This is a genomic window from Isoptericola sp. NPDC019693 (assembly GCF_044389085.1).
Classification (GTDB): domain Bacteria; phylum Actinomycetota; class Actinomycetes; order Actinomycetales; family Cellulomonadaceae; genus Isoptericola.
Genome location: NZ_JBIRXP010000002.1, coordinates 98,147 through 117,844 on the forward strand (window position 1 = coordinate 98,147; position 19,698 = coordinate 117,844).

The following is a 19,698-nucleotide window of genomic DNA, read 5'->3' on the forward strand; positions in this document are numbered from 1 at the left end:
GGACCTGGTGCCACGGTGTGGGGCATGCGCATCGTCGTCGTCGGACAGACCGGGAACGTCGGGACCGCCGTGCTGCGTGCGCTCGCGGACGAGGCGGAGGTGACGTCCGTGCTGGGCGTGGCCCGGCGGCTGCCGGACCGCACGGCCGAGCCGTACCGGCACGCGGAGTGGGCGGCCGTGGACCTGGCGGACGACGACGAGGAGGCCGTCGTCGCGCAGCTCACGGGCCTGTTCCGCGGCGCCGACGCCGTCGTGCACCTCGCCTGGCTGATCCAGCCGAACCGGGACCGCGACCTGCTGCGCGCCGTCAACGTCGAGGGGACGCGACGGGTGGCGCGCGCCGTGGTCGCGGCCGGCGTGCCGCACCTCGTCGCGGCGTCCTCGGTGGGCGTGTACGCGCCGGTCGACGACGACGTGCCGCGCGGCGAGCACTGGCCCGCCGACGGCATCCCGACCTCGCACTACAGCGTCGACAAGGCCGCGCAGGAGGACGTGCTCGACGACCTGGAGCGTGAGCACCCGGAGGTGACCGTCGCCCGCCTGCGCACCGCGCTCGTCTTCCAGGGCGACGCGGGCGCGGAGGTGACGCGGCTGTTCGTCGGCCGGCTCCTGCCGGTGGGCCTGCTGCGGCGCGGGCGCCCGCCGCTGCTGCCGCTGCCGGCGGGGCTGCGGCTCCAGGCCGTGCACGCCGACGACGCCGCGGACGCCTACCGGCGGGTGCTGCTGCGCCGGGCGGGCGGCGCGTTCAACGTGGCCGCGGACGACCTGCTGCGCGGCGCCGACCTCGCACGCCTGGTGGACCACGGCCGCCTGGTGGAGGTGCCGCCCGCGGCCGTGCGCGCCACGGTGTCCCTCGCGTACGCCGCGCGCGTCGTCGCCGCCGACCCGGGCTGGGTGGACATGGCCATGGGTGCCCCGGTCATGGACACGATGCGGGCGGTCACGGAGCTCGACTGGCGGGCGCGGACGTCGGCGGCCGACGCGCTCCAGGAGGTGGTCGCGGGGATGGCCGAGGGGCGCGGCCTCGCCTCCGCGCCGCTGCGGCCGTCGGCGACCCGGCCCGCCGGCGCCTCCACGCTGCCGCTGCGCGGCGCGGACCCGGCGGTGCCCCCGCAGGTGGACCGGGAGCTCCTCGGCCTGTACCTGTCGGACCACCTCACGGGCGCCACGGCCGGCCTCGGGCGCATCGAGCGGATGGTGGGCGACTACGCCGACCTGCCGCTGCACGCGGAGCTGGTGGAGGTGGCCGAGCAGATCCGCGGCGAGCGGGAGCTGTACGTGCGGCTGCTGCGGGCCCTGGGGCTGCCGCGCCGACGCCACCGCCAGCTCCTGGCGGGCGTGGCCGAGCGGCTCGGCCGGCTCAAGCTCAACGGGCGCGTGGTGGAACGGTCGCCGATGTCGGTGGTGCTGGAGACGGAGCTCATGCGGTCCGCCGTGGTGGGCAAGCTGGGCGGCTGGCAGACGCTGGAGGAGCACGCCGCCGAGCTCGGCCTCGACCCCGCGCAGTTCCGCGAGCTCGCCGAGCGCGCGCAGCGCCAGCTCGCCACCCTCGACCGCCTGCACGAGTACGCGCGCGGGCGGGCGTTCCGCGAGACCTACACGGGCCAGTAGGCCCCACCCACCAGGAACGTGACGGAGCTGGCCACGAGCAGCACGGCCGTCGCGGCCAGCAGCGCGGTCAGCACGTACCCGGCGGGGCCCGCCGTCCGGCGTGCCAGCTCGACGGCGCGGCGCACGGGCGGCGAGTCCTTCCCTGCCGCGAGGGCGAGCACGACCAGGCACAGGGGTGCCTGGCTGACCAGGAACCAGCCCGTGAAGACGGCGGCGCCGGCGAGCAGCGAGGGTGCGCTCGCGCCCACCGTGGCCAGCGCGTAGAACGTCGGGTCGCTCAGGGCGGACACGCCCCAGAAGGTGCCCGCGAGCGACATCGCCACGGGCCCGGCGAGGACGGACCGCCTCCGTCCGGGGGCGGGCCGGTGCCGGCGCGCCCAGCGACGCGCGGCCCAGAAGCCCGCACCCCCGGCCGCCACGAGCTGGGCCGCGAGGCGCACCGGGTCGGGGACGCTCACGGCGTCGCGCAGCCACGCCACGACGTGCTGCACCGACTCGCCGAGGACGAGCCCGGTCAGCACGGTGGTGAGCCAGGCCGTCGCGAAGAAGAGCAGGACGACGCGGCGCCGGGCGCCGGCGGCCAGGGCGGGGACGACGAGCAGCGCTCCGAACGGGTCGAGCCCGGCCACGCCGAGACCGAGCACGCTGCCGACCACCGCGAGCGTGCTCACGGACGCCCGCCCGCCGGCAGCTGCGGGGCGAAGAGCGCGACCAGGTGGTCGACGGCGGTGTCCCGGTCGAGCACGCCCGCCTGGACGGCGGCCACGAGGTTGTCGGCCGCGCCGAGGAACGCGACGAGCGTCCCGGTCCGCCGGTCCGGCGGTATCCCGAGCGCCTCGGCGAGCTGCGGCGCGGAGGCGGGCAGCTCGAAGACGTGCTGGTCGACGTGCTCCGCGGCGGTGCGTGCGGCCGACACCGTGTCGTACACCTCGCCCGCTCCCAGGCTGTGGTCCACGTAGGCCGCCGCCAGGACGCCGAGGAGCTCCGCGCGGGACGCACCGCGGGCCGCGGCACGCTCCAGCGCCCCGGTCACGACGGTCTCGTACCCGGCCAGCACGTGCCGCTCCATCTGGAGGAGCAGGTCGGCCAGCGAGTCGAACAGCCGGTACGCGACGGGCTTGGTGACCCCGGTGGCCTCGGCCACGCGCGCGAGGGTCACGGCGCGCCCGCCCTCGGCGCGGGCGATCTCGACCCCGGCCGCGACCAGCATGGCGCGCCGCTCGGCGGCGGGGACGCGGGGGTTCGGGACGCGATGGTCCGGGACGCGAGGGGTGTGCGGCATGGCGGCCTCCGGGGTTCGACGGGGGCCAATGTTACTACTAGTAACATCGGCCCCGCGAACCGCCCGAGGGCTCAGGCCGCGTCGGCCCAGGGGTCCAGCACGACCTTGATGCAGCCGTCCTCCTTGCGCTGGAAGGTGCGGTACGCCTCGGGCGCGTCCTCCAGCGGCAGGCGGTGGGTGCGCAGGTCGAGGACGCCGAGCGGGTCGGCGGGGTCGGCGGCGAGGGGCAGCAGGTCGTCGGTCCACCGCCGCACGTTCGCCTGACCGGTGCGGATCGTGAGCTGCTTGTCGAAGATCTGCATCAGCGGCAGCGGGTCCTTCGCGCCGCCGTAGACGCCCGAGAGCGACACGGTGCCGCCGCGGCGCACCAGCGAGACGGCCGCCAGGAGCGCGGCGAGCCGGTCGGCGCCGCCCTTCTCCGTCAGCGGGGCGGCGAGCACGTCGGGCAGCAGCCCCACGAGCTTCTGCGTCGTCTCCGCCAGCGGCGAGCCGTGCGCCTCCATGCCGACGGCGTCGACCACGGAGTCGGGGCCGCGGCCGTCGGTCAGCTCCCGCACCGCCGTGCGGACCCCGCGCTCTGCCGGGTCGAACGTGATGACGCCGTGCCGCTGCGCCATGAGCCGACGCTCCGGCACCCGGTCCATGCCGACGACGGTGCTCGCCCCGCGGTGCAGGGCCACCCGCGCGGCCATCTGGCCGATCGGGCCCAGCCCCAGCACGACGACGCTGCCGCCGGGCGGCACGTCCGCGTACTCCACGGCCTGCCAGGCGGTGGGCAGCACGTCGGACAGGTAGAGCCACCGTTCGTCGGGCGTGCCGTCGTCCGGCACGACGACGGGGCCGTACTGGGCCTGGGGCACGCGCAGGTACTGCGCCTGCCCGCCCGGCACCTGGCCGTAGAGCCGGGTGTACCCGAACAGGGCCGCGCCCTTGCCCTGGTCGCGCACCTGCGTCGTCTCGCACTGGCTCTGCAGCCCGCGCTCGCACATCCAGCACCGTCCGCACGCGATGCCGAACGGCACCACCACGCGGTCGCCGACGGCCAGGTGCTCGACGTCGGCGCCGACCTCCTCGACGACGCCCATCGCCTCGTGCCCCAGCACGTCGCCGGAGTCGAGGAACATCCCGAGCACGCCGTAGAGGTGCAGGTCCGACCCGCAGATCGCGGTGGACGTCACGCGTACCACCGCGTCCGTGGGTTCGACGATCCCCGGGTCGGGGACGTCCTCGACGCTGACGTGCTCCTTGCCCTGCCAGGTCAGTGCGCGCACCGTGCTGTCCTTCCGCCGCCGGGCCTCACGGCCCCGGGGCCGGCGAGCTGCTGCACCGACCCGGCCAGTGAACCACCGTGCCGTCCTGCTCACCCGGCGCTGCGCGAGAGCGGTGCACCGCCGCGGGCACCGGGGTCGCGTGGGTGGACATCGGGGGACAGGGGGAACCGGGTGCCGCGCTGCTGGACATCCGGCCCACGACGGCCGCGGACGACCGCCGTACCACGATGCTGCCCGCTCGCGCGGGATGGTCGCACCCCGAGGCCGGAGCGGTCTCGGAGGGTCCCTGCGAGGGGCCGACCTGCGTGACTGTCGCCCCAGGAGGAAGAGGGCTACGGTCGAGGTGAGTCATGAGGCGGCTCAGCTCAATCGGCATCACGCCGGACGGGAGTACCACATGACCGACATCGCTCCGTGGGACATCGAGGGCACCTTGGCCCTCGGCGCCAGCCATCCGGTCGGGAGATACCGGCACGACCTGACCACCGGCCTGTGGTGGTGGTCCGACGAGACCTACCGCATCCACGGTTTCGAGCCCCGGGAGGTCGTCCCGACCACCGAGCTCATCCTGGCGCACAAGCACCCGGACGACCGGGCCCGCGTGAGCCAGGTGCTGCGGCACGCCTGCGCGACCGGCGAGCCGTTCAGCAGCGTGCACCGGATCATGGACGCCCACGGGGACGAGCGGACCCTCGCCGTCGTCGGGGAGGGGCGCACCGACCTCACGGGAGCCGTCTGCGAGCTGGTCGGCTACTTCACCGACGTCACCCCGGCGGTCGCCCGCATCGCCGACGTGCGTGCTACGGCGAGCATCCGCGCGTCCGCCGCCCACCGGGCGACGATCGAGCAGGCCAAGGGCGTCGTCATGTGCGCGCTCCGCACCGACCTCGACGGCGCGTTCCAGTGGCTCCGGGAGGCCTCGAACCACTCCAACCTGCCGCTGCGCGAGATCTCGGCCCGGGTCGTGGCCCTCGCCGGCAGCGGCAACGGCGACATGCGCCAGATCGCCGAGACCATGGCCGACCTGCTCACGAACCGGTCCGAGCGCCGCATGCGGTAGGGGCGCTCACCCCGCCCCGGGCACGTGCCGGGGCTCACGCATCGCCTGCGCGAGGTGGCCCCCGAGGTACCCGCCGGCGCCGACGGCGCCCATGCCGACCAGGCTCAGCACGGTGCCGAGCCCGGTACGGCCGGCGCGCCGGGCGCGCCAGGAGGCGAGGGCCAGCAGCGTCCCGACGCCGTTGCACGTGGCGTGCACGACGGCCACGCGGCGGGCGGGGACGCTGAGGGCGCGGAAGTCCGCCAGGCCCGTCAGCGCGGTCGGCGGCGCGGCCAGCACCCCCAGGCCGACCAGCCGGCGCGCGGCGTCGGCGTGACCCTGCGGCCGGGTGAGGTCGAGCGCCACCGCGCTCGCCCACAGTCCGATCGGCAGGTCGGTGAGCACGCTGTGCACGGGGTGCCCGACGGAGCGGCCCCGCAGCTCGTCGCGCACGCGCCCGGCCGAGGGCACCACGGCGCGCGAGATCCGGTCGTACACGCCTGCCAACGGGTCGAGGCGCTCCGCGCGCTCGAGCTCGGTGGCGAGCCGGGGCAGCGGCAGGTCGGGGGACGGGCTGGCGGACCGGTGCGCGGGCATCGTGCCTCCTGGGCGACGTCGTCGGGGACGGCGCCTCCTGCTCGACGCCGCCCTTCGACCGTAGGGCGGGGACCGGATGCTCGCCGTCCCGGGTCGGGCGCGTGCGGGGCCGGGGTGCGTGCACGTCGCGCCCGCCGCAGGCTGGCCGGCATGAGCGAGAACCCCACCGAGCAGCACCGTGCGGACCAGGACGACCCGCGCCACCAGGCCGAGCGCGAGCGCGCCGTGCACGACGGGCGCGCCGCCGACGTCGAGGCCGTGCCCGGCGAGAAGCCGAAGGACGACCCCGACGAGGAGGGCGAGGACCGCTTCGACGCCGGGTGAGGCCGCCCGGCGACGTGCCGGACGACGACGCCGCGCGGGGGACGCACGCACCCCCGTGGCGTCGGGTCACGACGTCAGCGCCTGGGTGGACAGCACCTTGATCGTCGCGTTCGCCCACCGCAGCTGGCGCAGCGTCCCGGGGTGGTACCGCTGGCACAGCGTCAGCAGGTCGTGGTCGCGCACGGCCTGCGCCGCCTGTGCCACCATCTCCCACTCGGTGGAGACGCCGTAGGCGTGCATCGCCACCAGACGCAGGTCGCGCAGGAGCGCGAGCCCGTCCGTCGCGGGGGTCCCGGGCTCGACGACGTCGGGCACGGGGGCGCCCAGCTCTGCGAGCGGGTCGTCGAGCACGCCCGCGAGCGTGCCCCCGAGCGCGCGGCCCAGGCCTTCCCCCGGCCCGGCCGCCGTCTCGGGCGGATCCTCGTAGCGGCCCGCCGCAGCCGCGACGTCGGCGGCGTGGACGCGCGACCAGCCGGCGAGGTCGTGCGCGACGTGGCACACCTCGTGCTCGGCACGGTGGCGGTCCGCGAGGTGCTCCAGGCCGTGGGCGAGGCCACGCTCCGACCGCTCCAGGTCGCGAAGGGCGGTCCCGATCCTCATGTCGCGCTCCTCCCGGTCCGCCCGTGCGCCGGGGGCAGGTCCTCGTCGCTCAGCGCGTCGTCCCCGCCCACGGTGGGCGGGACGTCGGCCCCGCGGGGTGCGGAGGCGGTCGTCGTGGGGGCCGGCGCGGGGCCCGTGCCGGCGCGCACCTTGCGCACGGCCACGACGCCGGCCTTGAACAGGGGCTGCTTCGAGGCGGGGTCCCAGTCCGTGGGCGTCAGCTCGTTGGCGGCGCGGCCCGTCGACCCGTCCGGCCGCGGCCCGGTGTCCCACGACCCGTAGTGGAAGGGGACGAAGGCGACGCCGCGCCGGATGCCGCCCACGCGTACGCGCGCCTCGATCCCGCCGCGGGGCGTGGTCAGCGCGGCGACGTCGCCCTCGGCCAGCCCGTGCGCGGCGGCGTCGTCCGGGCTCAGCTCCACCCAGACGTCGGGGGCGGCGGCGCTCAGCTGGGCCACCCGTCCCGTCTTGGTGCGGGTGTGGAAGTGGTACAGCGTGCGGCCGGTGGTGAGCAGCAGCGGGTACTCCGCGCTCGGCTCCTCGTGCGGGGGCAGGTACGCGGCCGCCTTGATGACGGCCCGGCCGTCCGGGTTCAGCGCGCGGTACTCGGTGGGTTCGACGGGCGCCCCGGTGACGAGGTCGCGGCCGTAGCTCTCGCACGTGTCCGGCGCGGCCCAGAACCGTCCGTCCGCGTAGAGCCGCTCGGTGCCCCGTGGTGCGTCGGCGGTGCACGGCCACTGCACGCCGCCCTCGCGCAGCAGGGCGTAGGTGAGGCCGCTGTAGTCGCACGGCCGCCCGCGCGAGCACTCCTTCCACGCCTCGAACGCCGCCTCGGGGTCGGACCAGGGGACCAGCGGGCCGCCGTCCTTGTCCCGCAGCCCCAGGCGGCGGGCGAGGTCGACGAAGATGTCGAGGTCCGGCCGTGCCTCGCCGGGCGGGTCCACCGCGCGCTCGGAGAGGTGCACGGTGCGGTCGGCGTTGGTGAACGTGCCGGTCTTCTCGCCCCAGGCGGCGGCGGGCAGCACGACGTCGGCCAGCTCGGCCGTCTCCGACAGGAAGATGTCCTGGACCACCAGGAAGAGGCGGTCCTGCGCGAGGGTCGAGCGCACGCGCGCCAGCTCGGGCAGCGAGACTGCCGGGTTGGTCGCTTGCACCCACAGCAGCCGCAGCGAGCCCTGCTCGGCGTACCGCAGCATCTGCATGAGGTGCGTGGGCGGGGACCAGTGCGGGATGTCGTCGGGGTCCACGTTCCACACCTGGGCGAGGTCGGCGACGTGCGCGTCGTTCGCCCAGTTGCGGAACCCCGCCAGGTCGCCGTCGGCGCCGCACTCGCGGGTGTTCTCCGCCGTGGGCTGCCCGTTCATCTGCAGCACCCCCGCGCCCGGGCGGCCGAGCATCCCGCGCACCAGGTGCAGGTTGTTGACCTGCACGGCCGCCGCCGTCGCCTGGTGGGACTGGTAGAAGCCCTGCAGCACGGTCGAGAGCAGGCGCTCCGCCGTGCCCACCAGCTCGGCCGCCACGCGCAGGTCGCGCTCCGGCACGTCGCAGACCCGCGCGACGACGTCGGGCGGGTAGGCGGCCACCTGCTGCTCCAGCTCGGCGAACCCCACGGTGTGCGCCTGGACGTAGTCGTGGTCCACCCAGTCGCGCGCCAGCACCTCGTGCAGCAGGCCGTTCAGCAGCGCCACGTTGGTGCCCGGGCGGGGCGCGAGGTGCACGGTCGCGGCCCGCGCGACCGGCGTCTCCCGGGGGTCGACGCACAGCAGGGACGGCGGCCGCGGCCCGGCGAGCCGGTCGAGCATGCGCGTCCACAGCACCGCCTGCGTCTCGGCCACGTTGTGCCCGAAGAGCGCGATCGCGTCGGCGTGGTCCACGTCGCTGTACGAGCCGGGCTGGCCGTCGCAGCCGAACGACTCCTTGAGCGCCTCCGCCGCCGTGGCCGTGCACAGCCGCGTGTTGCCGTCCACGTGGTTGGTGCGCAGCCCCGCGTGGGCCACGAGCGCGAGCGTGTAGTACTCCTCGAGGAACAGCTGGCCCGAGGTGTAGAAGCCGAGCGCGCTCGGCCCCTGCTCGTCGAGCAGCGTGCGCGTGCGCGCCACGACGCGCCCCATCGCGTCGTCCCACGACGTCTCGACGAGGCGGCCGTCGCGGCGCACGAGGGGGCGGGTGAGGCGGTCGGGGGAGGCGTTCGCCTGCCAGCCGTACAGGTCCTTGGGCCCCAGCCGCCCGTGGTTGACCCGGTCGCCGGCGCGGCCCCGGACGCCCACCATCCGCCCGTCCTTCACGGCGATGTCGAGCGCGTCCCCGTTGGAGTGCAGCACGGACGCGGACGGGACCCAGCGGTCGACGTCGCCCGGGTCGAGGTCGTCGACGAGGAACGTGTCGACGCGTGCGGGCCACGTCTCGCCCGGCCCGTACGGGGTGCGCGTGCCCCACGGCTGCGCCACCCGGTCGATGGAGACCACCGGGGCCTCCTCTCCTGCGGAGGACGGCCGGCCGCGCCTTGACCGGCCCTGTCGACGCTAGTCCGGCGGCGCTGCGGTCGCCGGTCGGGTCGCCCGGTGGCCGTCCGTGGCCCGCCGCGCTAGCGTGAAGGTCCCGGCGTCAGGAAGCGGCACCGACCCTCCCCTTTCGGAGGTCACGATGACGACGACAACTCCCGCCGACACCGACCACCTCGTCTCCGCGCTCGCGGTCGGGACCCACCTGCTGGCCGGCTCCTACCGGGCCGAGGCAGGCACCGGTCGGTGGTGGTGGTCCGACGAGGTCGACACGATGCTCGGCCACCAGCCCGGCGCGCTCGAGCCCGGGCCGGAGACCCTCGAGGCCAAGCTGCACCCCGACGAGCGCGACCGCGTGGTGCACGACGCCGCCCGCGCGCTCGGCGGTGGCGGCCCGGTCGTGACGGCGCGGCGCGTCGTGGACGCGCACGGCCGCACGCGCACCCTGCTGGTGACGGCGCAGGCCCGCCGCTCCCGCGGTGACGGACCGCCCGAGGTGGCGGGCTACGTCGTCGACGTCACACCCGTGCAGCGCGAGGCCGTGCAGCGGGACGTGCGCCGCGCCCTCGACAGCGCCTTCGTCTCCGCCGCGTCCATCGAGCGCGCCAAGGGCGTGCTGATGGCCGTGCACGGCGTCGACGAGGACGTGGCGGAGCGCATGCTCACCGAGGCGGCGGGCGCGGCAGGGGCCACGCTGCGCGAGGCGGCCACGCAGCTGATGTCGCAGCTCGCCGCGGGCGAAGGGTTCGGACGGATCGCCAAGCAGGCGGTGCGTGACGACCTCGCCGCGGTGCAGCCCGCCAAGCGGCCGCACGTGCACGAGGCGCAGCTCGCGCGCCGTCGGGCCGCCTGACGACGCCCCGCCTGACGACCTACCGCACGGACGACGACCCACGACCCGAGGAGGACAGCATGGCCGACGACCAGCAGTCGTTCCCCGCCCAGCAGCAGGAGCCGCCGGGACTGACCGGCGAGATGACCCCGACCCCCGACCACGGCGAGGAGAGCTACCGCGGCTCCGGCCGGCTCGACGGGCTGCGCGCCCTGATCACCGGCGGTGACTCCGGGATCGGGCGGGCCGTGGCGATCGCCTTCGCGCGCGAGGGCGCCGACGTCGCGATCGGCTACCTGCCGGAGGAGGAGGACGACGCGCAGGAGACGGCGCGGTGGGTGCGCGAGGCGGGTCGCAAGGCCGCGCTGCTGCCCGGTGACCTCACCGACGAGACGACGGCGCGCGGCCTGCCCGGCCGCGCGGTCGAGGAGCTCGGCGGGCTCGACGTCCTCGTGAACAACGCGGGGTTCCAGATGGCGCGGCGCGACTCGGTGGAGGACATCACCACCGACGAGATCGACCGGGTGCTCAAGACGAACCTGTACGCGCTGCTGTGGGTGACGCAGGCGGCGCTGAAGCACCTGGGCGAGGGGTCGAGCATCATCAACAACTCCTCGATCCAGGCGTACGAGCCGTCGTCGTCGCTGCTCGACTACGCGTCGACCAAGGCCGCGATCAACAACGTCACGGTGAACCTGGCCGGGGAGCTGGGGGAGCGCGGCATCCGCGTCAACGCCGTCGCCCCCGGGCCGATCTGGACGCCGCTGCAGCCGGCCACCCAGCCGGAGGAGAAGGTGCAGAAGTTCGGCCAGGACACGCCGCTTGGGCGCGCCGGCCAGCCGGCCGAGGTGGCGCCGGCGTTCGTGTTCCTCGCCTCCCCGCGCGACGCGAGCTACGTGTCCGCGACCGTCGTGGGCGTGACGGGCGGCAAGCCGGTGTTCTGAGCGCGCCATGGGGCTCCACCTGCCGGACGGTCCGGTCACGCTCGACGACGTCCCCCGGCTGCGATCGCTGGGGGACGTCGTCGAGCTGCTCGCCGTGCCGACGCCGCTGTACGTGCGGTTCAGCGCGGGGCCGGCGGCCGACGCGTCCACGGTGAGCCGTGACCACGAGAGCGGGTGCCTGCTGCCGGGGCTGAGCGTGAACCCGCTCGACCCGGAGCCGTGGTGGGACCGGCCCGTGGAGCACTGGGTGGCGCGACAGCTGTGCCAGTACGCGCACCTCATGACCCCGGAGCGGTTCCCGTGGGTGCTCACCGGGGAGGTGGTCGGCCGTGGCCCCGACTGCGAGCCGCTGCTCGACGCGAGCACCCCCGTGGCGTCGGTGGCGCGCTCCGTCGTGGACGAGGCGGCCGCCCTGTACGAGCGGGTCTTCGACCCCGGCAACGACGGGACCTGACCGTCCGGGGTCGGTGACGGCCGCCGTGCCCCGCGCGGGGTGGCGTCAGCGGCGCACCGGGTCGAGCTGGAGGTAGTCGAGGTTCCAGTTCTGGTACGCGTCCTGCGGCAGGCTGACCCGCAGGGTGTGGGTGCCCTTCGTGAGCCGCTGCACGACGCCGCTCGGCTGGAGCTCCTGCTTGTTGTGGCTGGTGGTGGTGAGCACGGCGACGGGCTCGCTCGGAGCGCCGCCGTCGAACGCGACCGTGTAGCTGCCGGCGGGGGTGTAGGGCGAGGAGACGCGCGCGGACAGCGCGTAGGTGCCGGTGCGGGGCACGTCGACCTCGTAGGTCAGCCACTCGCCGCCGCGCATCCAGGAGACGCGCACGTTGCCGTCGGCGTCGGAGATGTCGACGTCGTCCCCGGGGCGCAGGTCGAGCCCGCCGCGGTTGCCGGCGTCGACGTCGTGGTACGCGACGCCCTCTCCGCCCGGTGCGTAGTCCTCCGCCTGCACGCGGACGCTGCCGCGGGGGAGCGGGTCGCCCTCGCCGGTGTGCAGCCAGCGCTCGAGCTTCTCGACGTCGTCGGTCTGGATCATCGACGCCCGGTAGGTGGAGACGATGCGCTCCCAGCCGCGGCTCGGGTCGACCAGCGACGCCTCGTCCGTGAGGTGGTCGGCGAGGCCGTTCCACATCGAGTTGACCCACACCCGCGACTCGCCGGCGAGGCGCGCGAGGAACGGCGCCCGCGCGACGGCGTCCTGCTCGGTGCCGAAGACGACCTCGTAGCCGACGGGCTGGTCGTCGCCGAACTGGTCGAACGAGGCGAGGTTGTCGTCGCTGATCATGTGCAGGTAGAGGGCCTCGGGGTGCGCCTCGCGGAAGGCCTGGACCTCCGCGACGGGCGCGTTCGACTTGAACAGCCCGTTGCGCTCGGTGCCGGTCTCGACGAGGACGTCCCAGATCTCCTCGCGGGCAGGCCAGCCCTTGTCGAGGTTGACGAGGCCGCGGTCGGCGGCGACCTCCATCGCCTCCGCGAGGGTGGGGACCCGCTCGTCCGTGAGGGCGGTCTGCGCGCCGCCGAGGTGCTCCTTGAGCCGCAGCTGCTGGATCTCGGCGAGCGTGAACGACGACACCTTGCCGGTGCCGTTGGTGGTGCGGTCCACCGTCTCGTCGTGCATGAGCACGGGCACGCCGTCGGACGTGAGCCGCACGTCCAGCTCGACGATCTCGGCGCCGTCGTCGAACGCCGCCTCGATGGCAGGCAGGGAGTTCTCGGGGGCGTCGCGCCACTGGCCCCGGTGCGCGGCCGTGAGGATCTTGGCCTTGGCGGAGTGGTCGAGCAGGTCGCGGTACGCCCGCTCGGCGTCGGTGCGGCCGCCGTGCCCCTTGCCGCCGAACGCGAGGGCCGGCGGCGCCTCGGCGGCCACGGGGGCGGCCTGGGTCGTGGAGGTCGTGGAGCTCAGGGCTGTGGTGCCGCCGACGGCGGCGGTCGTGAGGATGGCGGCGAGCGCGGGCGCGACGGTGCGTCGGAGTCGTGGGTTGGCCATGCTCGCGACGCTAGGTGCCCCCGGATGCCGCCCGTGGGACCGCTCGGCGACGGCTCGATGAAGACTGGGCGAACACCGCCGCAGCGCGACGATTTCGAGTCTGCCGCTTCGTTGGGTATCCTCGGTGGGCCGGTTCGTCCGGCGAGGTAGCGTGTCCGAGCGGCCTAAGGAGCACGCCTCGAAAGCGTGTGTGGGTGAAAGTCCACCGTGGGTTCAAATCCCACCGCTACCGCCACCCGAAGGGCCCCACCCGCAGCATCATGCGGATGTGGGGTCCTTCGTCGTTTCCAGGTCACCGGAAACTCGCCTCCCTGGCTCCCGCGCTGAGCCATCATGGCGAAGTGAACGGGCGAAACAGGCTGTGGACGAGCACAGTGTCGGGCGTCCTTACCCTGCTGAACGACGCCGACCCTTACGGGCTCGATCCGGGCACGCCTGGCGGTGCGCCGCTCGCCGAATATGACCTCGAGGCCGAGCCCATCGCCAAGCACCTTGTCGACAACGGATCGATCACTGTGGAGGAGGTCGACGTGATCTGGCGACACTGGTTCAGCGAGTCGCTTTCTGGGCCGGGATGCCTTGGACGACCTGCGGCGGAGCACTTCGTGGCACGTCTCAACGAGCTCGTGAAGTCGACGCCTTCCCAGACGTGACTCTCTCGTTCCGGTCATGGCGCACACGCTCGTCGGTGGGGGGCGCCGTGGACTGCTCGATGAGCTGATCGATGACGACGCGCAGGTCCGGTGCGACGTGGGTCCGCTTCACGTAGTGCCGCACGGTGGTGCCCTCGTCGGCGTGACCAAGTAGCTCGGTCGCGTTGGCGATGTGGTCGAGTTGGCGACCTGGGTGGCGACGGTGCGGCGGAAATCGTGCGTGTGACCTTGGTGCCGATGGCGGCCTGGACGTCGCGATGCTGATCGCGGATACGGATCAGCCCACCGCGCGGGCGTCGATGTCGCGGTCGAGCCACGCCTCGGGGGTCTCGGGCCGGTAGCGCAGGCGGGCTCCGACGCGGACCACGTTCGGCCTGCCGCCGCGGCTCGACCACGCATACACGCAGTGCAGGGTCACGCCCAATTACTCGGCGAACTCGTCCGGCGGCATCAGCCGCCGGCGGCAGGTGGTGGTGGCCTCGTGGGTGCTCGTGATGGACATCGTGCTTCCTCCTACGTGGTGGTGGTGTGGTTCCTGGCTAGGCCGTATTTCTCACCTGGCGCGCCTAGCAGAGGGCGCTGGGCTTCCTCTTGCATCCGCCCGGATGCCCACTGCCCTCTACTCTGGGCACGTGGGTAACGAGTCAGCCAAGGGGCCGTGGGTTGCGGCGCTCCCGAAGGGTGAACCCAGCAGGATCTCCTTAGGTCGCCTGGTCGAAGCGGGCGGTGGGCGCGACGGCGCAGAGAACGAGTACTACGAGCGCGCGGCAGACCCGTCGGCAGACCGTATCGAAGCCGCTCAACGGCGATTCAGGGCGCAGTTCCGTCGTCGTCAACGCCACCGAGAAGCACGAGCGCGGAGAGATGAGATCCAGAACCGCGACGAGCCTCGGCATCGCCCCGCTTAAGGTGCGTCTAGCGCGGTGTGGTGACTCCGCCCCTCAGGGGTCGGGAACTATCGCCCCGTGCGCCGCGCCGCCATCCATTGCGCGTACTCGCGCGCACGCGCGGCTGCGGCGTCGGCGAGGGCCTTGGCGCCGGGGTTGGTCCAGCCGGTGCCGGCGTAGGTCCATTGCCCGATGACGAGGGTGGTGTCTTCGTTGTCGGCCAGCAGGCGGTTCTCGAGGTCGGCGGTGTCCATCGGGGTGCCGTCGCGGTCGGCGTCGGCCTTGAGCTTCTGGAATCTGGCGCGGGCTCGGCGGAGCCTTCCGAGGGGGATGGAGTAGCGCCGGGACTTGCTGGAGAAGTGGCCGCGGAAGCCGAGCATGTGTGCCCACTTGGTCAGCAGCCGGTAAGGGCTGTCGGCGCACTGGCCGCACGAGCACCCTTCGTCGTCCTCGGGCTCGGGGCCATCGAGGCCGCGGCAGGCGGTGCGGGCGCGTTCGGCTAGCCAGCGGCAGGTGCGGATGAGGCGCTGGTGATGGGGCCGGGGAGCGGTGGGGTCGGTGCCAGTGCCCTTGGTGGAGTACTTGGCGAGGTAGCCGGCCACCTGCTCGGGGCGCAGGTCGTCGGTGCCGTCGTCGTTGTCCGGCACGCCGGAGCGCACGCGCCGCACGTCGAGCTGCTTGCCGAATCGCAGCACGCGCGGGACGGCGCCGCCGTCGACCGGGGGCGCGGTGACCACGACAGCGCGGGCGGCTTCCTTGGCGGCCTGGGCCAGAGCCTCGCCGTCGAGTGGTGCGGGGGAGCCGGGGCCGTCGGGTCCGTCGAGGCGGATGAGGGCGTGGAAGTGCACGAGGCCGCGCACCTGGTACTCGGCGACCTTGGCGAACTGCACCGACGCGACGTCGCGCAGAGCGAATTCGCGGACGCCGAGGCGGTCGGCGACTTGGCGGCGCAGTGCGACGGTTAAGCGGCGCCATAACTCGGGGGCGTGCCACTGCCACACGACGGCGGAGTGCCAGTCGTAGCAGGCCTCGCACAGGGGCCCGCCCACGAGGGGGTCGGTGTCGGAGTGCTGGGCGGTGCACGAGCGCGGGCGGCCGTGCGGACAGACGCCGGTACCTCGGCCTGACACGTGGGGGCGCCAGCGTCCGCCGCCGTGCTTGCCGCCGGTGCCGTGGACGTGCCCGAACGACGGGGCCGTGAGGGTGGCGAACACGAGCGGGTTGTCCGCGACCGTGTCGGGAACGGTCTTGCCGCCCAGCAGGCCGGCGCGGATCATCTCGAACGTGTCGCGGGCGTATACGCGGGAACAGGCCGGGCAGACAGACTCGCGCCGGTTGCCGCACGCCCGGAACAACGTGCCGAGCGGTGCATCGGCGGAGCTGAACTGCGACAACACCTCACCCGTCGCGGCGTCGATCGTCGTGGACGTGCCCTGGAGTCGGATCGGATGCGAGCAGAACCCGGTGCGAGCTGCGGCGTCCGAGAAGGCAGAGGCAGTGCCGTCGCGGAGCCAGGACACCACTCCGGCCACGGCGGCGGGGGTGAGGTCCCCGAGGTCGAGCGGTGCATCCTGCCCGAACCCCGGGAACCCTCCTCCCACCACTTCAACGTCAGCCACGGGATGCTCCAGAGCCGTTCGAGGCCGTACGCGGTGCGCGGGGAGCCCGCGGCTTTCGAGGGCTCCGAGTACGCGGAGCACGCTGAGCATCTGCCGTCGACGGTCTCTTGGCGACGCGCGAGGCATCCTCGACCCCCGCCTCGGTGTGCGGCGCCGCGTTCAGGTCCTGCGGCTCGGGGATGTCGTCCGCTGGAGCAGCGACGGACGGGATCACCGGCGGGACGTAGCGGTCCGGCGCGGGGTACGTAGCCGCGACCATGCGGATGAACGAGTCCTCCCAGAAGTCCGCGCGGACGCGCTCCACGGAGCCGTCGTCGGACACGACGTATCCCGTGCCCGGGTGTGCCGGGCTGATCTGATGCGCCGGAGCGAATGCGGCCGTGCCTTCGCCGAGCACCATCGTCGTTTCGGACGCCGAGCGGAGCCGCAGCGCGATGGTCTGGGTGAACAGACCACGCATCGGCACCGTTTCCTTGCGCGGGTCCTGCACGAACGCCGCCACCAGCACGCCGAGCGCCCGCCCCTGGGTCAGGATGCGACGCAGTAGGTCGGAAGCCGCGCTCTGGACCTGCTTCGAGGCGTACGCGGTGAGGACGGCGAGCTCGTCGATCATGAGCACGTGCACGGGGTCACCGGGCGTCGGCTCAAAATCGCGCGTCTGCCCGTATATCGCCTTCTGGCGACGGTCGACGACCGCGAGCAGGTCGCACATGGCGTCAACGGCCTCGTGCTCGTCGGTGCACACCCGGCGGAACAGGTCATCACCGATGCCGACCTCAATGCCGCCTTTGAGATCCACGCCCCACAGTCGGACGAGGCGCGCCTGCACGGCCGGAGCCAGGTTTGCCCGCGATGCCCCAGAAGACCGAGCCCTTGCCGGAGCCCGAGCACCCGACCACGAGTGTCTGCAGCCCGCGCAGGGTGAGCCGCCACCGCGACCCATCCTGTCGGCGTCCCAGCTCGACGCCCGTCGCGTCGATATCGCTGGGGATCGTCGCGTAGAGCGGCTGGTCGAGGAAATCCGCCATCGTGAGCACGATGTCGAGCACGCCGGGCCGGACGCGGCGACCGGTCGAGTTCTCGGCCCCCATGATCGTGCCGAGTGCGTCGACCGCACCCCGCAGATCGTCTAGCGTCTGGCCGGCCCGAGCCCGGACACGGATCGTGAGCGTGTTGCCCTTCGCTCGGACCCGGAGCAGGCGTGGCACCGACCTGCTCTCACGCACGACGCTGTCAGCCAGGCCGCACGCCCCTGCCATGGCGCCCCAACGACGCCGAACGCGCCGCCGCCAACCCAAGTGACGGAGCGGCCCGCCGAGCAGCGGCTCGTACGTCATCGGGCTGAACACCGCCCAGAACGCGCGCAGGAGGTTGAACGCCGGAATCGACCAGTAGACGATCACGCTCAGGGTGTCCCGCTCCATGACGCTCAGGACGCCCCCCGGCGATCGTCGTGGCCAGGAGCCAACGCCACCGACGGGCGGTCCACCGCAGCGCCAGCCACAAGGCCGACAGCACGCGCCGGACCGCCTGCCAGAGCCGGGCGGTGATCACGCCGCCGCCTTCGGACCGGCTTTCGCGCCGCCCTGACCGGGAGCGACGAGGTCGGTCGCCCGGAACGACCATGCGATGCGCGGACGCATGCCGTTGTCGTCCACGTACGGCAGGGCCGTCAGGCCCACGAACTCGACGGGCGTCCACGGGAAGCCGGACTTGTTCTCCGGCGGCACCGGCTGATACTTAGCGGCAAACTTCACCGTCACGCCGATCTCCTTGCGGCCGGCGTCCTCGTCGCCGTCGATGACGACACACTGCCACAGCGGCAGGCCCGTCTCCTTGTTGTGCTGCTGCCGACGCGAACCGTCGGTCCGTTTCTCGCCGTTGAAGTCCGCCACGGGCTCCACCTGCCCGCGCAGGAACGCGCCCTGGGGAATGCCACCGAGTGCTCGATCTCGAACCGCTGCTTCATCGCCATGCTGGCTACCTCCCGGTTTAGAACCCCTATACAGTCGGATCGTGAGTCTGCGGTTCGGATCGTGAGGGGTGTTGATGGGCCCCAAACACGATCGACCGAAGCTTCACCCTCGTCAAGCACCGTCGAGGCTGCCTAAACTCGCCAGGTGGCACTCCCTGACGACATCGACGCAATCCGGCGCGAGCCCGACCCGATCCGTCAGGCACAGCGTGCCTCGGCCCTGCAGACCGTCTACCAGCAGCGGTCGACGGAACTCGGCCGGCTCCGCCGCGCCGCCATGGAACGGGCCCACCTCGAGGCAGGCCTGTCGTACACGGACGTGGCCAAGGCTCTGGGGATCACCAAGGGTCGCGTCACTCAGTTGCGGTCCAGCGCTCCTCCCGCGCACCGTGCAATCTTCGGCAAGGGCCCCGTGACTGTTTCGGTGCCGTACCGGCGTGCGGAGGGTCGCGCGCATCCCTTGGTGAGCGCTGAGGACATGGAAGCGCGTAGGCAGGCCGTCACCATGCTCCGTTCCCTGTCATTCGTTACAGCGGAGCAGGAAATTCTGGTCGACGATCGGCGTCTACCAGACGGCGACGTCCTGTTGATTTGTGGGCCGAAGTCTTCACTCGTGTCGCAGGTACTGATCGACCAGGACCCCGTGCTGGACGTACTTAACGACGACGGACGTTGGTTGATCGTTCGGCGCGACACTGGAGAGCGTTTCGGGTCAGGTTCCCACGACGCAGTACCAGCTGCTGAAGACCTCGCATACGTGAGCCGGCGGGAGAGCGACGGCCGAGTGATCACCCACGTGGCCGGCATCCATGCAGTCGGGTCGATCGGAGCCGTCCAGCACCTCGATAGCCAGGCAGCGGCACTCTTTGCTAAATCAGGATATGGCTCCTTTTCGATGATACTTCGCTCCTCCTACGATGGGATGAAGATTACAAGTACCGGGACCGTCGCAGGCCCGTTCGGCTGGGAGTGAGAATGCAGATTGCGTCAGCGATGATGCCGGATCCGCCAGAGTCGAAAGACCGACTCTTCACAACACCGCACGCGGCCATCATGCTCGATGGCGCTTCAGCCTTCGTGCCTGTCAGTGTATCGACGGGACTTTACGTCGACACCCTTGGCGGACACCTACGTTCAAGCTTCCTCAACGACCCGAAAATCGATCTGGCTGTCGCGCTACGCGACGCGATCAACTTTGCGAAGAACGAGCTCGAGCTCCGTCCGGGCATGTCCCCAAGCGCAACCGTGGCAATTGCGCGCGAGTATGAGGGAACCGTTGACTTGCTCGTCCTGGGTGATACGGAGATCGTCACACCCAGCGAGGTTCTCATTGACAATCGGATAGGCAAGTGCGCGATAAGTGAGCGACGGGCCTACCGAGGACGCCTGCGACTTGGACATGGGTACGATGAAAAGCATCGAGCCTTGCTCCAAGTGCTGCAGGCCAAACAGGCGAACTGCAGAAACCGCCCCGACGGCTATTGGATCGCAGAAGCGGTTCCAGACGCGGCTAACCATGCACTGCGAGTCCAGCACAACGTGGGCGAAAGCCCCTGGTGTGTAATCGCGACGGATGGTGCAT

Annotated in this window: 20 protein-coding genes and 1 tRNA gene; 9 read left to right on the forward strand and 12 right to left on the reverse strand. The window is 72.9% G+C overall.

Annotation, left to right across the window (positions count from 1 at the left end):
• Positions 1-24: 24 nt before the first annotated feature.
• Positions 25-1,611 carry an NAD-dependent epimerase/dehydratase family protein gene (locus tag ACH436_RS05845; protein WP_430559254.1) on the forward strand — a complete coding sequence of 529 codons (1,587 nt, stop codon included), beginning with the start codon at positions 25-27 and terminating at the stop codon, positions 1,609-1,611.
• Here ACH436_RS05845 and ACH436_RS05850 read toward each other — a convergent pair.
• From ACH436_RS05850 to ACH436_RS05860, 3 genes are all read right to left on the reverse strand, one after another.
• Positions 1,596-2,282, reverse strand: coding sequence for a hypothetical protein (locus ACH436_RS05850; protein ID WP_430559255.1), 687 nt, complete (start codon positions 2,280-2,282; stop codon positions 1,596-1,598). The two genes, ACH436_RS05845 and ACH436_RS05850, sit on opposite strands and share 16 nt — an antisense overlap.
• Entirely contained in the window at positions 2,279-2,893 is a 615-nt protein-coding gene (locus ACH436_RS05855; protein ID WP_430559256.1) for a TetR/AcrR family transcriptional regulator, read from the reverse strand. The genes ACH436_RS05850 and ACH436_RS05855 overlap by 4 nt, the downstream gene beginning before the upstream one ends.
• A 71-nt stretch (positions 2,894-2,964) precedes the next feature.
• Complete coding sequence (locus ACH436_RS05860; RefSeq protein WP_430559257.1) at positions 2,965-4,164, reverse strand: alcohol dehydrogenase catalytic domain-containing protein; 1,200 nt, start codon at positions 4,162-4,164, stop codon at positions 2,965-2,967.
• Positions 4,165-4,561: 397 nt separating this feature from the next.
• Here ACH436_RS05860 and ACH436_RS05865 point away from each other — a divergent pair, with 397 nt between their 5' ends.
• Positions 4,562-5,224 (forward strand): PAS and ANTAR domain-containing protein, encoded by a 663-nt coding sequence (locus ACH436_RS05865; protein ID WP_430559258.1) that lies wholly within the window; start codon positions 4,562-4,564, stop codon positions 5,222-5,224.
• A 6-nt stretch (positions 5,225-5,230) separates the two neighbouring features.
• Here the strand turns inward: ACH436_RS05865 and ACH436_RS05870 are convergent, their stop codons facing one another.
• Positions 5,231-5,800 carry a DUF2231 domain-containing protein gene (locus ACH436_RS05870; protein ID WP_430559259.1) on the reverse strand — a complete coding sequence of 190 codons (570 nt, stop codon included), beginning with the start codon at positions 5,798-5,800 and terminating at the stop codon, positions 5,231-5,233.
• Positions 5,801-5,950: 150 nt separating this feature from the next.
• Between ACH436_RS05870 and ACH436_RS05875 the strand changes: the two genes are divergently transcribed.
• Complete coding sequence (locus ACH436_RS05875) at positions 5,951-6,124, forward strand: hypothetical protein (protein WP_430559260.1); 174 nt, start codon at positions 5,951-5,953, stop codon at positions 6,122-6,124.
• Between the two features lie 66 nt (positions 6,125-6,190).
• On the opposite strand, the gene ACH436_RS05880 is transcribed toward ACH436_RS05875, so the two are convergent.
• Together ACH436_RS05880 and ACH436_RS05885 are read right to left on the reverse strand one after the other, a co-directional pair.
• Positions 6,191-6,724, reverse strand: coding sequence for a hypothetical protein (locus ACH436_RS05880; RefSeq protein ID WP_430559261.1), 534 nt, complete (start codon positions 6,722-6,724; stop codon positions 6,191-6,193).
• Complete coding sequence (locus tag ACH436_RS05885) at positions 6,721-9,189, reverse strand: molybdopterin oxidoreductase family protein (protein ID WP_430559262.1); 2,469 nt, start codon at positions 9,187-9,189, stop codon at positions 6,721-6,723. The genes ACH436_RS05880 and ACH436_RS05885 overlap by 4 nt, the downstream gene beginning before the upstream one ends.
• Before the next feature lie 178 nt (positions 9,190-9,367).
• On the opposite strand from ACH436_RS05885, the gene ACH436_RS05890 reads away from it, so the two are divergent.
• Genes ACH436_RS05890 through ACH436_RS05900 form a run of 3 tightly spaced genes read left to right on the forward strand, consistent with a single transcriptional unit; the run spans position 9,368 to position 11,455 of the window.
• On the forward strand, positions 9,368-10,078 hold the full coding sequence (locus ACH436_RS05890; RefSeq protein WP_430559263.1) for a PAS and ANTAR domain-containing protein: 711 nt from the start codon (positions 9,368-9,370) through the stop codon (positions 10,076-10,078).
• 59 nt (positions 10,079-10,137) lie between these two features.
• On the forward strand, positions 10,138-11,001 hold the full coding sequence (locus ACH436_RS05895; protein ID WP_430559264.1) for an SDR family oxidoreductase: 864 nt from the start codon (positions 10,138-10,140) through the stop codon (positions 10,999-11,001).
• Positions 11,002-11,008: 7 nt separating this feature from the next.
• Positions 11,009-11,455, forward strand: coding sequence for a DUF6098 family protein (locus tag ACH436_RS05900; protein ID WP_430559265.1), 447 nt, complete (start codon positions 11,009-11,011; stop codon positions 11,453-11,455).
• 45 nt (positions 11,456-11,500) lie between these two features.
• Here ACH436_RS05900 and ACH436_RS05905 read toward each other — a convergent pair whose 3' ends face one another.
• Positions 11,501-12,982, reverse strand: coding sequence for a glycerophosphodiester phosphodiesterase family protein (locus ACH436_RS05905; RefSeq protein WP_430559266.1), 1,482 nt, complete (start codon positions 12,980-12,982; stop codon positions 11,501-11,503).
• A 145-nt stretch (positions 12,983-13,127) separates the two neighbouring features.
• Between ACH436_RS05905 and ACH436_RS05910 the strand changes: the two genes are divergently transcribed.
• A tRNA-Ser gene (locus tag ACH436_RS05910) sits at positions 13,128-13,217 on the forward strand.
• A gap of 106 nt (positions 13,218-13,323) precedes the next feature.
• Positions 13,324-13,635, forward strand: coding sequence for a hypothetical protein (locus ACH436_RS05915; RefSeq protein ID WP_430559267.1), 312 nt, complete (start codon positions 13,324-13,326; stop codon positions 13,633-13,635).
• 277 nt (positions 13,636-13,912) lie between these two features.
• Here the strand turns inward: ACH436_RS05915 and ACH436_RS05920 are convergent, their stop codons facing one another.
• The 5 genes from ACH436_RS05920 to ACH436_RS05940 all read right to left on the reverse strand — a co-directional run bounded on the left by ACH436_RS05920 (position 13,913) and on the right by ACH436_RS05940 (position 18,036).
• A complete protein-coding gene (locus tag ACH436_RS05920; RefSeq protein WP_430559268.1) occupies positions 13,913-14,038 on the reverse strand; it encodes a DNA-binding protein in 126 nt (41 codons plus the stop codon).
• 552 nt (positions 14,039-14,590) lie between these two features.
• Positions 14,591-16,231 (reverse strand): replication initiator, encoded by a 1,641-nt coding sequence (locus ACH436_RS05925; RefSeq protein ID WP_430559269.1) that lies wholly within the window; start codon positions 16,229-16,231, stop codon positions 14,591-14,593.
• A complete protein-coding gene (locus ACH436_RS05930; protein WP_430559270.1) occupies positions 16,134-16,940 on the reverse strand; it encodes a hypothetical protein in 807 nt (268 codons plus the stop codon). Before ACH436_RS05930 ends, ACH436_RS05925 begins: the two co-directional genes overlap by 98 nt.
• Positions 16,918-17,565 (reverse strand): hypothetical protein, encoded by a 648-nt coding sequence (locus ACH436_RS05935; protein WP_430559271.1) that lies wholly within the window; start codon positions 17,563-17,565, stop codon positions 16,918-16,920. The genes ACH436_RS05930 and ACH436_RS05935 overlap by 23 nt, the downstream gene beginning before the upstream one ends.
• A 126-nt stretch (positions 17,566-17,691) precedes the next feature.
• Positions 17,692-18,036 carry a plasmid replication, integration and excision activator gene (locus ACH436_RS05940; protein WP_430559272.1) on the reverse strand — a complete coding sequence of 115 codons (345 nt, stop codon included), beginning with the start codon at positions 18,034-18,036 and terminating at the stop codon, positions 17,692-17,694.
• A gap of 225 nt (positions 18,037-18,261) precedes the next feature.
• Between ACH436_RS05940 and ACH436_RS05945 the strand changes: the two genes are divergently transcribed.
• The gene (locus ACH436_RS05945) at positions 18,262-19,089 is read left to right on the forward strand and encodes a hypothetical protein (RefSeq protein WP_430559273.1); all 828 of its coding nucleotides are present in this window, start codon (positions 18,262-18,264) and stop codon (positions 19,087-19,089) included.
• The last annotated feature ends 609 nt before the right edge of the window (positions 19,090-19,698 follow it).

Excerpts from the sequence above, each read along its gene's own strand:
- ACH436_RS05845 (WP_430559254.1), top strand. The coding sequence starts at position 25 with ATGCGCATCGTCGTCGTCGGACAGACCGGGAACGTCGGGACCGCCGTG.
- ACH436_RS05855 (WP_430559256.1), bottom strand. The coding sequence starts at position 2,893 with ATGCCGCACACCCCTCGCGTCCCGGACCATCGCGTCCCGAACCCCCGC.
- ACH436_RS05865 (WP_430559258.1), top strand. The coding sequence starts at position 4,562 with ATGACCGACATCGCTCCGTGGGACATCGAGGGCACCTTGGCCCTCGGC.
- ACH436_RS05870 (WP_430559259.1), bottom strand. The coding sequence starts at position 5,800 with ATGCCCGCGCACCGGTCCGCCAGCCCGTCCCCCGACCTGCCGCTGCCC.
- ACH436_RS05875 (WP_430559260.1), top strand. The coding sequence starts at position 5,951 with ATGAGCGAGAACCCCACCGAGCAGCACCGTGCGGACCAGGACGACCCG.
- ACH436_RS05880 (WP_430559261.1), bottom strand. The coding sequence starts at position 6,724 with ATGAGGATCGGGACCGCCCTTCGCGACCTGGAGCGGTCGGAGCGTGGC.
- ACH436_RS05890 (WP_430559263.1), top strand. The coding sequence starts at position 9,368 with ATGACGACGACAACTCCCGCCGACACCGACCACCTCGTCTCCGCGCTC.
- ACH436_RS05895 (WP_430559264.1), top strand. The coding sequence starts at position 10,138 with ATGGCCGACGACCAGCAGTCGTTCCCCGCCCAGCAGCAGGAGCCGCCG.
- ACH436_RS05900 (WP_430559265.1), top strand. The coding sequence starts at position 11,009 with ATGGGGCTCCACCTGCCGGACGGTCCGGTCACGCTCGACGACGTCCCC.
- ACH436_RS05905 (WP_430559266.1), bottom strand. The coding sequence starts at position 12,982 with ATGGCCAACCCACGACTCCGACGCACCGTCGCGCCCGCGCTCGCCGCC.
- ACH436_RS05925 (WP_430559269.1), bottom strand. The coding sequence starts at position 16,231 with ATGCTCAGCGTGCTCCGCGTACTCGGAGCCCTCGAAAGCCGCGGGCTC.
- ACH436_RS05935 (WP_430559271.1), bottom strand. The coding sequence starts at position 17,565 with ATGGAGCGGGACACCCTGAGCGTGATCGTCTACTGGTCGATTCCGGCG.